Annotated in this window: 13 protein-coding genes; 1 reads left to right on the forward strand and 12 read right to left on the reverse strand. The window is 49.5% G+C overall.

All coding sequences use genetic code 11. From position 1 onward, the window contains the following. Nucleotides 1–204: 204 nt before the first annotated feature. The 12 genes from I8U23_RS06280 to I8U23_RS06335 form a co-directional block, all read right to left on the reverse strand. Nucleotides 205–1,224 carry a cytochrome d ubiquinol oxidase subunit II gene (locus I8U23_RS06280; protein WP_037998427.1) on the reverse strand — a complete coding sequence of 340 codons (1,020 nt, stop codon included), beginning with the start codon at nucleotides 1,222–1,224 and terminating at the stop codon, nucleotides 205–207. Next, nucleotides 1,208–2,572 carry a cytochrome ubiquinol oxidase subunit I gene (locus tag I8U23_RS06285; protein WP_037998430.1) on the reverse strand — a complete coding sequence of 455 codons (1,365 nt, stop codon included), beginning with the start codon at nucleotides 2,570–2,572 and terminating at the stop codon, nucleotides 1,208–1,210. Before I8U23_RS06285 ends, I8U23_RS06280 begins: the two co-directional genes overlap by 17 nt. A 109-nt stretch (nucleotides 2,573–2,681) precedes the next feature. After that, nucleotides 2,682–3,854, reverse strand: coding sequence for a dihydrolipoamide acetyltransferase family protein (locus I8U23_RS06290; RefSeq protein ID WP_049720531.1), 1,173 nt, complete (start codon nucleotides 3,852–3,854; stop codon nucleotides 2,682–2,684). Nucleotides 3,855–3,869: 15 nt separating this feature from the next. Further along, complete coding sequence (locus tag I8U23_RS06295) at nucleotides 3,870–4,847, reverse strand: alpha-ketoacid dehydrogenase subunit beta (protein WP_037998365.1); 978 nt, start codon at nucleotides 4,845–4,847, stop codon at nucleotides 3,870–3,872. Beyond that, nucleotides 4,844–5,920 (reverse strand): pyruvate dehydrogenase (acetyl-transferring) E1 component subunit alpha, encoded by a 1,077-nt coding sequence (gene pdhA / locus I8U23_RS06300; RefSeq protein WP_082240808.1) that lies wholly within the window; start codon nucleotides 5,918–5,920, stop codon nucleotides 4,844–4,846. Before pdhA ends, I8U23_RS06295 begins: the two co-directional genes overlap by 4 nt. A gap of 9 nt (nucleotides 5,921–5,929) precedes the next feature. Beyond that, nucleotides 5,930–7,087: a Leu/Phe/Val dehydrogenase gene (locus I8U23_RS06305; RefSeq protein WP_231855195.1), complete on the reverse strand. Its 1,158-nt coding sequence runs from the start codon at nucleotides 7,085–7,087 to the stop codon at nucleotides 5,930–5,932. A gap of 85 nt (nucleotides 7,088–7,172) precedes the next feature. Then, nucleotides 7,173–7,946 (reverse strand): enoyl-CoA hydratase-related protein, encoded by a 774-nt coding sequence (locus tag I8U23_RS06310; RefSeq protein WP_037996276.1) that lies wholly within the window; start codon nucleotides 7,944–7,946, stop codon nucleotides 7,173–7,175. A gap of 154 nt (nucleotides 7,947–8,100) precedes the next feature. After that, nucleotides 8,101–8,364: an AbrB/MazE/SpoVT family DNA-binding domain-containing protein gene (locus tag I8U23_RS06315; protein WP_037996279.1), complete on the reverse strand. Its 264-nt coding sequence runs from the start codon at nucleotides 8,362–8,364 to the stop codon at nucleotides 8,101–8,103. A 71-nt stretch (nucleotides 8,365–8,435) separates the two neighbouring features. Further along, on the reverse strand, nucleotides 8,436–9,500 hold the full coding sequence (locus I8U23_RS06320) for an anti-sigma factor domain-containing protein (RefSeq protein ID WP_037996281.1): 1,065 nt from the start codon (nucleotides 9,498–9,500) through the stop codon (nucleotides 8,436–8,438). Between the two features lie 22 nt (nucleotides 9,501–9,522). Further along, nucleotides 9,523–10,098 carry a hypothetical protein gene (locus tag I8U23_RS06325; RefSeq protein WP_231564617.1) on the reverse strand — a complete coding sequence of 192 codons (576 nt, stop codon included), beginning with the start codon at nucleotides 10,096–10,098 and terminating at the stop codon, nucleotides 9,523–9,525. A gap of 361 nt (nucleotides 10,099–10,459) precedes the next feature. Then, the gene (locus I8U23_RS06330; RefSeq protein ID WP_198050840.1) at nucleotides 10,460–12,400 is read right to left on the reverse strand and encodes an AMP-binding protein; all 1,941 of its coding nucleotides are present in this window, start codon (nucleotides 12,398–12,400) and stop codon (nucleotides 10,460–10,462) included. Nucleotides 12,401–12,532: 132 nt separating this feature from the next. Continuing rightward, nucleotides 12,533–13,891: a YjiH family protein gene (locus tag I8U23_RS06335; RefSeq protein ID WP_198050841.1), complete on the reverse strand. Its 1,359-nt coding sequence runs from the start codon at nucleotides 13,889–13,891 to the stop codon at nucleotides 12,533–12,535. Between the two features lie 280 nt (nucleotides 13,892–14,171). Here I8U23_RS06335 and I8U23_RS06340 point away from each other — a divergent pair, with 280 nt between their 5' ends. Further along, nucleotides 14,172–14,891, forward strand: coding sequence for an alpha/beta hydrolase (locus I8U23_RS06340; RefSeq protein ID WP_198050842.1), 720 nt, complete (start codon nucleotides 14,172–14,174; stop codon nucleotides 14,889–14,891). The last annotated feature ends 61 nt before the right edge of the window (nucleotides 14,892–14,952 follow it).

The raw sequence follows: 14,952 nt of genomic DNA on the forward strand, positions 1-14,952 counted from the left end.
ACTTCTCCCGGTGATTGCAACTTGACAAGCGACGTGTGAAGATTCTCGTCAAACGAGCTTCTTCAACCTCGTCTTGCTTCTTCCATATCTCATTTTCAAAGTGCGTCGTTTTTTCATTGTTTCCATCGCCTCGCGGCGACAAGAAATAATTTAACACAAATCGACAAATTGCGCAAGACATTTTTTTAAAAAATTTTATGTTTCCTATTCCTGCTTTTGCAAATAACGCTTATCCTTCAGGAAAAAACGCCAAAAAATCAAGAATCCCGGCAAGAGCAGGGCAATCCCCGCACCAAGGATTTTAAGCAGGGAATAGAAGGTGTTAATGTTGGTAAATGCTTCTCCGACCGTCAAGTAGGGATAGACAATATACGGAAGATGGGCAATTCCGTAAGCAAACGTGGCAAACGCATATTGTAAAAATATAAAAATGATCGCCACCCGGATCCGCCGGCCTCCCCGCCATAAAAAAAGGTACCCGATCAAGAAACAAACCATGGATAACAAAAACAGTTTCAACTGTCCGCTAAGCCTATGCAACAACCATTCCGCTTCCGGTTCCAAAAAAACGAGCGTCAAAACCGCCGCTGCGATGGCCACCGGCCCGAGCCAGACGGCTTGCTTCCGGTACATCGCATAAGCCTCCGTATCATTGGCTTCCCTCGAATAATCCGCGAGAAACAAAGCAGACAAAAACAATTCCGACGCAAGCCCGAACAACATGTACAAATAAACAGAAGGACTGGTTAACCACTTATCAAACAACATCATGATCTGTCCCCCGGTTTCCCGGATAAAGCCGCCTTCCGTCACCGGCAACGCGCTGATCAAAAGCGCCGGGACAAACAAGCCCGTCATACCCGAAACAATACGGAGTCCTTTGGCTGACCCCCCGGCCGAATAAGACAACACCAAAAAAGAACTGCGCAAGGTGATCAGCAACAAAATGATGCTGACCGGAACCAACAGCACCGTTCCCAGCATATAAGCCGCTTTCGGGAAAAAGCCCACCATGGACACCACCAACAACACCAAAATCGTATTGGTCACCTCCCAAGTGGGAGACAAAAACCGGTTGGCTACTTGTCCAGCTTTGGATCGTTTTTGATTGTAAATCATCGCCCAAAAGCTGGCTCCAAAATCGATGGATCCGGCCATGCTGTAGACGTAGACAAGCATCCATATCAACAAAATGGCAATCGACGGTTCAATAGTTTGCTCCATAGGAATACCCCTTTTGTCTCATTTGTTCCAGATCTTCTTCGAGGGGATGACGCCGGAAATAGGAGATCATCACTTTGACCAACATCAAACTCAACAACCCGTATACCACGGCAAACAGGACATACAGGAAACCGAGGTTCCCGGCTTTGGTTGCCGCTTCCGCCGTTAGTTGCACCCCGTAAATCGTCCAGGGCTGACGTCCGCTGCAACTGAAAATCCAGCCAAATTCGATCCCCAGCATGGATAAGGGCCCGGATGCAACCAGTAACCACAACAGCCAGCGGGGCAGATTTTTCTCCTTTGCATCCCGTTGTTTCCACCAAAAATAAAGGGCCAAAGCGGAAAGAGCCAACAAGAGGACACCGATTCCCACCATGATGTTAAACAAAGTGTGCACATAGGCCGGCGGCCAGGTTTCCTCCGGAAATTCCTCCAAGCCTTTGACTTCCGTGTCAAACCGGTCTCCTGCCAAAAAGCTGAGCATGTAGGGGATTTCAATCCCGTTTCTCACTTCTCTTTTTTCTTGATCCACCACACCGCCGATGATCAGTGGGGCATAACGCCGGGTTTCAAACAATCCCTCTGAAGCGGCGAGTTTTTCCGGATTATATTGATGCAAATTTTGGGCAGATCCGTGTCCGGAAACTGCCGTCAAAAACGACATGGCAAACGCTGCAATCAACGAGAAAAACAAAGCTTTTTGATGAACGGGGCGTTCGGCGGCCTTTCCCTTCAACAAGCGGTAACTGGCCATAGACACGATCACAAATGCTCCGGTCATGAGCGCACTGACCACCACATGATAAGCGGTGTTTCCAAAGCTCGGATTAAAAAAAGCTTTCCATGGATCCACATTGTAGACCGTCCCGTCCGGTTTCATGTCAAACCCCGCAGGAGTATTCATCCAAGTGTTTGCCGATGTGATCAAAATTCCGGAAGCCGCGGCGCCAAAAGCCACTAAAAACACGGAAATCACCCGCCACAAAGGGGCCAGGCGGTCAGCAGCGTAAACATAAATGGATAAGGCGAGTGCTTCCAAAAAGAATGCATAGATTTCAATCTGAAACGGAACCGAGATCACTTGACCGACAATTTTCATAAATCCCGGCCACAACAGCGAAAGCTGGACAGCCACAATGGTCCCGCTCGGAATGGCCACTCCCAAAAGCAGTGCCACTGACTTGGTCCACCGCTTAGCCATGACCGCGTAGTGAAGATCTTTTCTTTTGTAAAAGAGCCATTCGCTTACAAAAACCATCGCCGACAAACCGATTCCCAACGTGGCGTAGATGATGTGAAAAGCCAAAGAAGTCCCAAAAAAGATTCGGGCCATGGTGACCTGATCCATACAAATCCTCCTCGTCTCACGGTCTTTTCTTAGTTTGATAGGATCAGGAAATTTTATGCAAAAAAGGAAGACTTACTTTGTAAGCCTTCCATCATCAAAACCTGTTTTGTCAAATGAGTTCCCGCAACAACTTTCCGGGATCCCGGGTATATTCGCCCAAAGTTTGTGTAAAACGGATGGCATCGGCTCCGTCCAACACCCGGTGATCGAAACTGAGCGAGACGTTCATCCGCCATCCGACGGTTAGCTGGTGATGTTCCACGACCGGTTTTTCCCCGATCCGGTGCAAGGCAAGTATGGCCACCTCCGGGGGCTGGATGATCGGGGTCGCCCATTCTCCCCCCAAAGCCCCGGCATTGCTGATGGTAAAAGTGCTTCCCTTCATTTGATCCAGCGAAAGCTTCCCTTCTCTTGCCAGTTGGGTCAATCTTCCGATTTCTTCCGCCAGCTGGTCGATGCTTTTTTGCTCGGCCTGTTGAATCACCGGAACGACGAGTCCTCCCGGGGCATCCACCGCCATCCCCAGCGAAATGGACGAAAACTGCCGGATGCGCTGATTTTCCTCATCATAATGGGCATTAAACCGGGGATGGTGTTTCAATGTCACGGCGACTAATTTTGCCAAAACGGCCATATAAGTTAATTTGGGCAACGACGGATCATTGGCCGACGCTTGTTTTTGTTGTTCGTACCACCGGACCAAACCATCTGCCGACAATTCATCAAAATGGGTCGCATGCGGCTTGCGGGTCACCGAATAAAGCAGCCGGTCCCCGATCACCCGCCGCGTCGGTGACAAATCTTCCTCCACCACTTCCTGAGTGGGAACTTCCACTTTCGGAGGGAGGATACCGGATACCGGCCTCTCCTTGTTCCGGTTCACATGGCGGAGGACATCTTCTTTGGTGACCCGCCCATGTTCCCCCGTTCCCTTGATTTCATTGATATCCACTCCGTGTTCCCTGGCCAGACGCCGCGTGGAGGGGGTTGCCAAAACTCTTTTTTTCTTTTTCTTCTGCGGGGCCACCGGGCGGGCAACGGTTTCGTCTTCTTCCAGTTCATACAAAACTTCCCCAACGGGTACCACTTGCCCTTCGGTCCATTTCAACCGCATGATTTTTCCGCCGGCAGGCGCGGGCAATTCCACGACTGCTTTATCGGTCTGCACTTCCAAAACCGGTTGATTTTCTTCGATTTTCTCTCCTTCTTTCACCAGCCAGCGGATGATTTCGGCTTCCGTCACCCCTTCGCCGATATCCGGCAAACAAAATTTCACTGCCACTTCTTCTCTCCCCCCTCAATAAGAAACGACCTGGCGAATCGCTTGATACACCCGTTTCACATCCGGGCGGAAATCATCTTCCAATGCATACATCGGCACCGGCACGTCATAACCGGTCACCCGGGTCACCGGGGCTTCCAGGTACAGAAAAGCTTGTTCATTGATCAGTGCCGTCAACTCCGCTCCAACCCCGGCGGTTCGGGGGGCTTCATGGACAATGACGACCCGCCCCGTTTTTTTGACAGAGTGAATAATCGTCTCTTCATCCAATGGCGACAAGGAACGCAAATCAATCAAATCACAGGAGATTCCTTCTTTTTTTCCTGCTTCTGCCGCTTTTTTCGCCACCGGCACCATGGTTCCCCATGCAATCAGGGTGACATCTTCCCCGTCCGTCACTTTCCGCGCTTGGCCGATCGGAACCTCATACCACCCTTCGGGAACTTCTTCTTTCACCGAACGGTACAACTGCATCGGTTCCAAAAACAAAACCGGATCCGGATCTTGAATGGCGGCAAGCAAAAGCCCTTTGGCGTCTTTCGGAGTTGAAGGGGCCAAGACTTTCAATCCGGGAATGTGGACAAATAAGCTTTCCGTGGAATCAGAGTGCAATTCGGGCGCCCGGATCCCCCCGCCATACGGAACGCGCACGACCATGGAAGCCGGATACCTTCCTTGTGTCCTTGTCCGCAAGCGCGCGGCATGCGTCACCAGCTGTTCCATCGCCGGATAAATAAAACCCATGAATTGCACTTCCGCCACCGGACGAAACCCGCCTACAGCCAGTCCGATGGAGGAACCGATGATGCCCGCTTCCGCAAGCGGGGTGTCCATCACCCTCTCCTCTCCGAACAATTCCCACAATCCTTCCGTCGCTCGGAAAACCCCTCCGTTTTTCCCGATATCTTCCCCTAGCAAAATCACCCGCGGGTCGGTCTCCAATGCCACCTTCAGCGCATCGCATATGGCTTGCACCATGGTTTTTGGTTTCATCGACGATAATCCCTCTCTTCCAAAAGCTCCAGTTTTTGTCTCTTTTCATTTGCGGATAAGGTTTCATATACATGCGCAAACATATGCCCGGGAGGGACCGGCTCTTCTTTTTCCGCCCGGGAAATGGCTTGATCCATTTTCTCTTTGCAGGTTTCTTCCCACGTTTTCTCCTCTTCGTCCGTCAACAACCCTTCCTTTTTCAACAGGCGGGTATATCTCAGCAAAGGATCTTTTTCGTTCACCCATTCTTCCACTTCTTCCGGCGGGCGGTAACGCGTGGCATCATCGGCCGTGGTGTGCGGACCGAAGCGGTAAGTCACGGCTTCGATCAAGGTCGGTCCTTCCCCGGCACGGGCACGCGCGACGGCTTTAGACATCACATCATACACGGCCAAAACGTCATTTCCATCGACGCGGATTCCCGGAAAGTTATACGCTTTCGCCTTTTCGGCCACCGTCTTTGACGCCGACTGGCGCGAAAACGGCACACTGATGGCATAGCCGTTATTTTGGCAGAAAAAAATCACCGGGATGTTGAAAACCCCTGCAAAATTGCAAGCTTCGTGAAAATCCCCTTCGGATGTGGCCCCGTCCCCAAAGTAACAGACCGCGATGCTGTCCTCTTTTTTCAATTTCGATGCCCAGGCCGTTCCGACTGCATGCGGAAGATGGGTGGCAATCGGCACGGAAGGAGGCAATAAGCGAATTTCTTCCGGGGCTTTGCATCCTTCGACCCTGCCCATCCAATAAAGCAAGATTTGAGACAACGGCATTCCGGCAATCATCGCCACCCCGTGTTCCCGGTAACTCGGAAAAATCCAATCTTTTTTTTGCAAGGCCAAGGAACTTCCGACCTGCGCCGCTTCCTGTCCTTCCAAAGGGGCATAGGTTCCGATTCTCCCTTGCCGTTGCAAGAAAACCGACCGCCGGTCAAAATGGCGGACGAAGGCCATCCACCGGTAAAAGTCTTTTTTCTTTTCCACACTCAACCGGTTCCAGATTTCCTTTCCCGATTCCGTCAAATGGCCATCCGGGGAAAGATGGCAGACTTCATCCTTGGTCATCAGTTCCATCAATGGTTTTTACCTCCTTGCGCTGTTGCGGGAATCCTCCAACAAAATCCGGCGAATATCGGTTAACTTTTTCAAACGCTCCATCACGATCCGGTCCGCCGCTTCACAAGTGGGAATATTCTCATTTTTCGCCCGGTGGAAAATATCCAGGACCATGTCATAAATCGCTTCGGTTTTGGCAAGCACTCTCTCTTCATGGAAGCCTTCCAGCTCATCAGCCACTTGAATCAGCCCTCCGGCATTCACCAGATAATCGGGCGCATACCAAATGCTTCGTTTTTGAAGCAAAGCCCCATGCCTGTCTTCCACCAGTTGGTTGTTGGCGGATCCGACAATGGCCAGGCAACGAAACTCGTCAATGGTGTCATCATTGACCACGCCGCCTTTGGCGCAAGGCGAGAAAATATCGCAACTCTCCTTGTGAATCCGGTTCACATCCACCACTTGGACCTTGTCGCCATACTTTTCTTTCAGCTGTTCGCATCGCACCGAATCGATATCGGCAATTTTGCAGTAAGCCCCCGCTTCGACCAAAAGCTGCAACAAGCGCTCTCCCACCTTGCCGACTCCCTGGATGGCAACCACACGCCCTTTCAGCTGATCCGTCCCCCATAAAAACCGGGCGGTTGCCCGCATTCCATGAAACACCCCGAGCGCGGTGGGAATGGATGTGTCCCCGCTTCCGCCGTACGATTTCGGCAATCCGGCAAAAGATTTCGATTCCCTGGCGGCATGGACAAAATCTTCCGGGTTGGTTCCCATGTCGGTTCCGGTATAGAAACGGCCGTTTAACCCGCCCACAAAACGGCCGATCACGCGAAACAACTCCGGCGACTTATCTTTTTTCGGGTCTCCAATAATGACCATTTTTCCCCCGCCAAAGTCCACATCTGCCAGACTGCATTTATAGGTCATGCCTTTGGACAACCGCAAAACATCCTCCAGGGCTTCGTCCGTCGAAGCATACGGAATCATGCGGCATCCGCCCAAAGCCGGTCCCGCGGTTGTATTATGCAAGGCGATGATCGCTTTGAGACCGGTTTGCGGATGACGGCAAAAAATGACCTGCTCATGGCCATAGCGGTCCATCATTTCAAACACGTCGCGCATCTTCGCTTCCTCCAGCAAAGCTCCCCGCATTTGTTCATTGATTTTCATGCTTCCCATTCTTATCATCTCCACTTTGAACAAGTTGACTGACAAGCCTGAAAATCTCTCAATTCATCATATGCCCAAAACCGGAAGTGTGATCTTATTCCCCCCGAAACTCCGGTTTTCTTTTTTCCAAAAACGCCCGCATACCCTCGCTTTGGTCTTCTGAGGAAAAGAGCAGAAAAAAAGCATTTTGTTCCAAATTCAATCCGTGTTCCAAAGGAAGTTCCTGCGCCTTTAAAACCGCTTGTTTGGCCAGCCGGACTGCAACAGGCGGCTTTTCCGCAATCTCTTTTGCAAGGGACAGCGCCTCTTTTTCCAAATCCTCCGCGGGAACCACACGATTGATCAATCTCCACTGCAGGGCTTCTTCTGCCGAAATGCTTTTTCCGGTCAAAATCATTTCCATCGCTTTTTTTGTTCCGACTGCTTTGGTCAGGCGCTGGGTTCCCCCGGCTCCGGGGATCACTCCCAATAAAATTTCAGGTTGTCCAAATTGAGCCGTGTCGGAAGCAATGATCATATCACAGCACATCGCCAGTTCATTGCCCCCGCCCAAAGCATAACCGTTGACAGCCGCAATCAAAGGTTTGGAGATTTTGCGGATCCGTTCCCAATCCCGGAAAAATTGTTTCATCACAAAGTCGACCGGCTTGGTTTCAGACAACTCATTAATGTCGGCTCCCGCCGCGAAAGCCCTTTCACTCCCGGTCAAAACAATCACCCGGATCGCTTCGTCCCGGTCCAGCGCTTCCAATTCATCGGCCAGTTTTTTCATCAGGCCGGAGTTTAAGGCATTGAGTGACTTCGGGCGATTCAGCGTTATTTTTGCGATCGGCTCCATCCTGTCCAGCAACAGCATTTGCTGATCCATTGGAATATTCCCCCTTGTAAAGAAAGCGATTTCATTTTTCGAAAAATTATTTATTTATCATATGTTTTCATTTTACCAAACAAGCGATTGTTTGTCAGTCCGTCACGGTGAAGCGGTTGTGAGATAAAGAAGACATGCACCAAAAAAAGCGCCCTTACTCAGGCGCTCCTTTCATCATCACTTTGGATGTTTCCTCCACACATTTTTTGCAAATCATTTTTCCGCGATAGTAGATCACTTCTTCCAGACTCCCGCAAAAAATGCAGTTGGGCTCGTATTTTTTCAGCACAATATATTGATCATCCACAAACACTTCAACACCGTCGCTGGGATGAATATTCAAAAGATCCCTCAGGCCTTTTGGCAATACGATCCTTCCCAGATGATCCACTTTTCTTACGATCCCAGTCCCTTTCATCGAAATCGGCCCCTCTCATTTCTGTTGTAAGCTGGTGGGAGGTGTCAGCTTGCAACCCCAGTTCAACCGGTTTACTCATCCGTCACCATGTTGGACTCTTTTGGACCCGACGTATTTGAATCGGAAGAGGAGTCTGTTTTTTCATCTGCAGGTTTAGCCTTCTGATCCTGATCTTTTGATGGAGATTGGGAATCGGTTTGCTCCGGTTCCTCCTTGTTTGCAGGTTCCTCCTGATCGGTATTAGAAGCCGGATCACGGGTGGAACCCGAAGAAGAGTCATTGCTGGTTTTGTCTGTTTTTTTGGCGGGGGCATCGTCTTTGTGATCCGTTTTGGGTTGATTCTCATCTTTGATGATGCTTTCCCATTCTTCTTCCGATGGCGGCCGATTGAGAATATCGGATACCGGCTTGATGTCTTCAGCCAGTTGCGTTATCGGAATCTCTTCCATCTCTTTGACATCCAGGTTTTTCCCCTCTTTGTTTGCAATCATCCACACGGCATATTTCGCCGGGGACAAACCGGTTTCATCTGCTTTCTTCTTCACCGATTTCGGCATCGTCAGCGTATGAACAAGCAATTCCAGTTTCTCTTCTTTGCTTTCCTCGTCAATCATGGTTTCGATCTCTTGCAACGTTCTCACGCTTGTTTCTTCATCGTTGTAACCGGATAAAACAATTTGGTCTTTCGGATGCAAAAAACCTTGTTGTTTCGCTTCATCCAAAAAATGTTCCACAAATTCGTCCACTTGCTCGTTTTTGTAACTTTTACCGCCAAGCACTTTTAAAGCGGATTTGTTTAAGGGTTTGACCTCGGTGATATGTTTGTTTTTATCCATTCCAATCGCAATGCTGGGATTCACATCCAAATAAATATATCCTTCTGCATGGGCTTCCTTGGAAGGCGAAAATTGGGGAAGAACATAAAACATTCCGATCATCGCTGCCACGCCGGCACTGATCGCCGCGATCCAAGGCTTTCTCTTCCATGCGGAAGAACGATTCACAACCATGGGAAACTCCACTTCTTCTCCCACGGTCAGCTCCATGTTTGTTCTCGGCACACGAACAAACTCGCCATCCGGTGTCATCACAATCCAATGGCGCGGCCGAACTTCCATGATAACTCCTTTCCGCATTCATTCGCCCCCTTTCTTACCCTTACAGACCCAAATAGCTTCGCACAAGGGCTAAATCTTCCGTCATGACAATGGTAAGAGCCGTCAGGTATTTTCTGTGCCGATTCAAAGTTCGGCGATGCATTCCCAAATATGAGGCAATCTCTTTATCCAGCTTTTTTTGGTGCAGGAATTTGTGCAAAAGCTCCTTCTCAGACACCAGCTTTTTCGCCACGTGGAATAAATTTTCGCGTGTATCCCGGTGTTTCGGGCTTTTTTTGACCAATTCATCCAAAGTGATCCCTTGCTTGGCCAACGCTTTTTTAAAAATTTCGATCTCAAGGCGGCGCATTTTGCTCAGTTCTTCGTCCCGGTAACTTTCAAAGGCTTTGGCCACCACTTCCTGGTTTTGGATCTCTTCCTCATTTGGACCGGAAGTCAAAAGGGGCACCGTTTTCTGATGCTTTGCCTCCTGCCGGAAATAATCCACCAACCGCCGATGGATCACTTTGTACGCAAAGGACATGAATGTTGCCTGAAATCCTGAGCTGTAGCCACTGATCGCTTCATCCAAAGCTTTGTAAGCGATCATGTACTCGTCATCCTGCTTAGTGATCACCCTCCTGCAAACACGTGAAGCGATTCTGCGCACATGTGGTTCCAGTTCCCTAAGCAGATCGTCTCGTTTGTCTGGAGAGTGTGTTTCTTGCACCTGAAGCACACGTGTTTCTAAATCTGTTCCCCGGAACATGCAATACCGACACCTCTCCTATGTATTCATTCGCACGGCTTCTCTGTTTTTCTGTCCATTTTATGGATCAGTATCATTGTATCACGGATCATTCCCTCCATTATATAGACAAAAGCGATCATTTTATCAACAACAAAAAACAGAATGAACCAAAAACCGGTTCATTCTGTAATGCAAGCAAATTCGTATCGCTTAAATATATATATATTTTATCATATTTATGAAAATCTTATTTTTCGTTTCCGGCCAACCGGCGAATCGCCTCAACGGTCTCTGTGTTTTCCAGCGAAGACAGATCACCGGTGTCTTCTCCCAAATAGGCGGCCCGGATCACGCGGCGCAAAATTTTTCCATTCCGGGTCTTGGGCAATTCGTCCACCACCCATACCCGCTTTGGTTTTAATGCTTTTCCCATTTTGCGGGCCACAAACCGGATCAGCTCCTCTTCCAACCCTTCGGTTGTCCCGCCTTTTAAGACGACAAAGCAGACGGCACTCTCCCCTTTTTCCGCATCCGGAATCCCGATGGTTGCCGCTTCCGCCACCAAGGGATGATTGACCAGAACCGATTCCATCTCTGCCGGCCCCAACCGTTTTCCAGCGATTTTCAGCGTGTCATCCGAACGTCCGGTGATAAACCAGTTGTTTTCCTCATCGATATACACCCAGTCCCCGTGCAACCATACATTCGGCCAGCGGCTCCAATAAGCTTGTTCATACCGCCGGTCATCCTGCCAGAAGCTTCGCGTCATGCCGACCCATGGCTGACGCAAAACCAGCTCCCCCACTTGCCCGCGGACCGGGCGGCCCGAATCATCAAACACTTCGGCATCCATTCCCAAAATGGGACCGGCAAACCCGCACGGAACAATGGGCTTGAAAAAATGATTGCCTAAAATGCCGCCGGAGATTTCAGTCCCGCCGGAATAATTGAAAATGGGCACTTTCTTTTTGCCGACTTGTTCAAACAGCCAATGCCACGGCTCCGGATTCCAAGGCTCCCCCGTGGAACCGAAAACGCGCAGGCTGCTTAAATCCCATTTTTCATGCCACTGGTCCCCGTGCTTCATCAACGCCCGGATCAAGGTCGGGGAGATTCCCAAGTGAGTGACCCCGTTTTTTTCGACCAACTGCCACAAACGGTCCGGTGCCGGGTAATCCGGCGTTCCCTCATAAACAATCATGGTGCTTCCCATCATCAAAGCACCGAACACCATCCAGGGGCCCATCATCCACCCCATGTCCGTCACCCAAAACAACACATCCCCCGGTCCCACATCAAACATGTATCCCGCATCAAAAGCCGCTTTCACCGGAAACCCCGCATGCACATGGACCGTTCCCTTCGGTTTGCCGGTGGTCCCGGAAGTATAAATGATCATCACGGGATCATCCGCCGCCGTGGGATGGGGTGACAGCGCTTTCAAATCCGTCCGCAACCGGTCCCAATCCACATCCCTGTCCCTTGCCGGGCACTCCCGGTTGGCCCGCCGCACCACAATCACTTTCTCGACAGATGGCGATTGATCCGCGGCCAGATCGGCTTCCTCTTTCATCCGGACCAATTTTCCCCGCCGGTAGAACCCGTCCGCCGTGATCAGCCATTTGGCCTCGCATCCTTGAATCCGGGTGGCCACCGCATCGGCGCCGTATCCGGAAAAACACGGGATGAAAATCGCACCAATCCTGGCGACCGCCAACATGGCAATCACATTTTCCGCAATCATGGGCAGGTATATGGCAACCCGGTCTCCCGGCTTCACACCCAGCTTTTGCAACCCTCCTGCAATCCGGTTCACTTCCAGCCATAAATCCCGGTACGAATATTTCCGGCACTCCCCGTTATCGCCTTCCCAGATCAACGCAATCCGGTGACGGGACGATGGATCATCGACAAACCGGTCCAAGCAATTTTCCGAAATATTGAGTTTCCCGCCAACAAACCAGCGGGTCCATAAAATGCCGTCACTCATGTCCATCACTTGACGATACGGAACCTGCCATCTCAACTGCATATCTTTGACCGCTTCATCCCAAAACCAGGCAATATTTTTCACACTGTCCCGGTAAAAAGCGTCATAATCCTGATAACCCAGCCGGTTCATCCATTGATAAAGACGGGTTTTTTTCATCTGTCCGGGGGTTGGAACCCAGGCCGGTTCATGACTCATCGCCCATATCACTCCTATCTCAAATAAAATGACTCATCATTATTTTAAATGTATTTAAAAGATTAAGCAAAATAGATATACGCATAAAAAAGGGCTTTCTGCTTTTAGCACAGAAAGCCCGCCCGGGTTCCGTCAAAAAATCAGATGAGCCATCAAGGCGATGATGGGCAACGTCAGCAACGTACGCTGCAGGAACAAAATCACCAGATCTTTAAAATCAACGGGGACTTTGGAACCCAACAACAGCCCGCCCACTTCGGACATGTAAATCAATTGGGTCACCGAGAGACAGGCAATGACAAACCGGGTCAATTCGCTTTCAATCGCTCCGCTTGCAATCACGGAAGGAAGAAACATGTCCGCAAAGCCGACCACAACCGTTTGGGCCGCTTCGTGTGCTTCCGGGATGTTCAACAAGGATAAAATCGGGACAAACGGCAATCCCAGCCATTTAAACAACGGGGTATATTCCGCGATAATCACTGCGGTGGTTCCAAAAGCCATCACAACCGGCAAGACGCCCAGCCACATATCGAAGATGTTTTTGGATCCGTTTTGAAAAACTTTTTTAAACTGCATGCTGCGCGCACGTTCCACGGCTTGGTGCAAACCCCATTGCCACACGGAAAAGCCTTCCGGAAACGTTTCATTCAGGTTCCCTTTCAACCCGTCATAATACGTATCCTCTTTCCGGGACAACGGAGGGATCCGCGGCAAAACAATCGCCGCCACCAACCCGGATAAGGAAATGGTTAAATAATAAGGCCCGAACAAATGTCCCAATCCGATCTGTTCCAAAACGACAATGGTAAAAGTGATGGACACCACGGAAAACGTCGTTCCGATAACGGCCGCCTCCCGCTTGGTATAAAAGCCGTCTTCATATTGCTTGTTGGTAAGCAAAACCCCGATCGTTCCATCCCCCAGCCAGGATGCCAGACAGTCAATGGAAGCCCGTCCGGGAAGTTTGAATAACGGACGCATCAACCGTGTCAACAACGTTCCGGTCATTTCCAGCAATCCAAAATCCATCAAAAAAGGCATGAAAAGTCCGGCAAAAATAAACACTGTACACAATACGGGAATCAGGTCATACAGCAACAAACCGCCTGTATTTTCCGACCAAACCCAATCCGGTCCCCACTGAAACAGCGTCAGCACGGCCAATACCGCTCCCAAAGCACGGGTGACCGCCCAAAAAACCGACACGTGAAACAAACTTTTTAAAAAGGGGCGATCCATGATCCAAGTTGGTTTTATAAAAGATCCAATGAGCGTGAGCACTGCAGAAACCAAGATCAGGACCGTTGCCAAAGCCGGGAGGACATCCGCCAGCAACTCCTGCAACCATTTGGCCAGCATGGCAACAGGAATGGTCATTTCCCCCCCGATGGAGATCGGAATCATAAATAAGATAATACCGATGATAGATGGGATGATAAATTTCAAATAGCTCGTCACCGGGCGCGTCCCTTTCTGAACATTTTCCATATCGACTGGATCACCTCAATATTTGCGTATAGATAAAACATAGATACATAAATCTTATAATTATTTTATAAAAAAGAAAAGATATATTTTTCCGACCAATTTGATCCATATGAATTGTTTATACAGATAAAAAACAGATATAAATGGATAACAATATTATTTTTTCAATAACACAGTATAAATATACAAAAATACGATATAAATAATCAATAGGAAAATATAGCAAAAATAAGGTATAGTAGTATTAAACGACTTTCATCCAAAAGGGGACTATACAAGTATGATCAAGCGGACCATCAAAAAAGAAGTACTTGACAGCAAACATCTCGATGAAACAAAAGAAATACTGATTTTTCTTCCCGAAGAAGAGCCATCATCCGTCCGGGAATATCCGCTGGTCCTTCTTCATGACGGGCCTGATTACTTCAACTTGGGACGCGTGGTGACTCAGGCCACCCAAATGATTGCAAACGGGGAGCTCCAACCCTTTGCCATGGCAGCCATTCCGGTGGACAAAAAGAAACGGATCTCCCAATACTCCCCTGTTGGAAAACAACAATCCGGACATATCCAAATGGTGATGGAAGAACTCCTCCCTTTGCTCCGTGATAAATATCCCGTCTCCCGGGAAAAAGAAAAGTTGGCGATCGGCGGTTCATCACTGGGTGGAACGGTTTCGTTGCACATTGCCTTGCAACATCCGGAACAGGTGGTCAATGTCTTTGCCCAGTCGGGGGCCTTTTTGGAAGAAACCTGTGAAGAAATCCTGCAGCAAGACACGCTTTCCCATTTGCGCATCTATCAATCGGTCGGAACCTCTGAAACGAAAGTTCCCACCCATATGGGGGATCTGGACCTCTTGGCCCGCAACCGGGAAGTCCATCGTTATTTAAAGGAAAAAGAAGCCCGGGTGCAATATGCTGAAAAAGACGGAGATCACACCTGGGGGTTCTGGCAACGGGATCTCCCGGATGTCTTAAAAACCTTTTTTTCTTCCTGAATCATAAAAACAGCCATCCGTGTGCCTCACAGATGGCTGTTTTTTTATGGGATGCTTCCAT

The sequence above is a fragment of the Thermoactinomyces sp. CICC 10735 genome (genome assembly GCF_016055175.1).
GTDB classification, from domain to species: Bacteria; Bacillota; Bacilli; order Thermoactinomycetales; family Thermoactinomycetaceae; genus Thermoactinomyces; species Thermoactinomyces vulgaris.

Coding starts and splice junctions, on each gene's coding strand:
- I8U23_RS06280 (WP_037998427.1), bottom strand. CDS start 1,224: ATGGAGCAAACTATTGAACCGTCGATTGCCATTTTGTTGATATGGATG.
- I8U23_RS06285 (WP_037998430.1), bottom strand. CDS start 2,572: ATGGATCAGGTCACCATGGCCCGAATCTTTTTTGGGACTTCTTTGGCT.
- I8U23_RS06295 (WP_037998365.1), bottom strand. CDS start 4,847: ATGAAACCAAAAACCATGGTGCAAGCCATATGCGATGCGCTGAAGGTG.
- pdhA (WP_082240808.1), bottom strand. CDS start 5,920: ATGGAACTGATGACCAAGGATGAAGTCTGCCATCTTTCCCCGGATGGC.
- I8U23_RS06305 (WP_231855195.1), bottom strand. CDS start 7,087: ATGGGAAGCATGAAAATCAATGAACAAATGCGGGGAGCTTTGCTGGAG.
- I8U23_RS06310 (WP_037996276.1), bottom strand. CDS start 7,946: ATGGATCAGCAAATGCTGTTGCTGGACAGGATGGAGCCGATCGCAAAA.
- I8U23_RS06315 (WP_037996279.1), bottom strand. CDS start 8,364: ATGAAAGGGACTGGGATCGTAAGAAAAGTGGATCATCTGGGAAGGATC.
- I8U23_RS06320 (WP_037996281.1), bottom strand. CDS start 9,500: ATGCGGAAAGGAGTTATCATGGAAGTTCGGCCGCGCCATTGGATTGTG.
- I8U23_RS06330 (WP_198050840.1), bottom strand. CDS start 12,400: ATGAGTCATGAACCGGCCTGGGTTCCAACCCCCGGACAGATGAAAAAA.
- I8U23_RS06335 (WP_198050841.1), bottom strand. CDS start 13,891: ATGGAAAATGTTCAGAAAGGGACGCGCCCGGTGACGAGCTATTTGAAA.
- I8U23_RS06340 (WP_198050842.1), top strand. CDS start 14,172: ATGATCAAGCGGACCATCAAAAAAGAAGTACTTGACAGCAAACATCTC.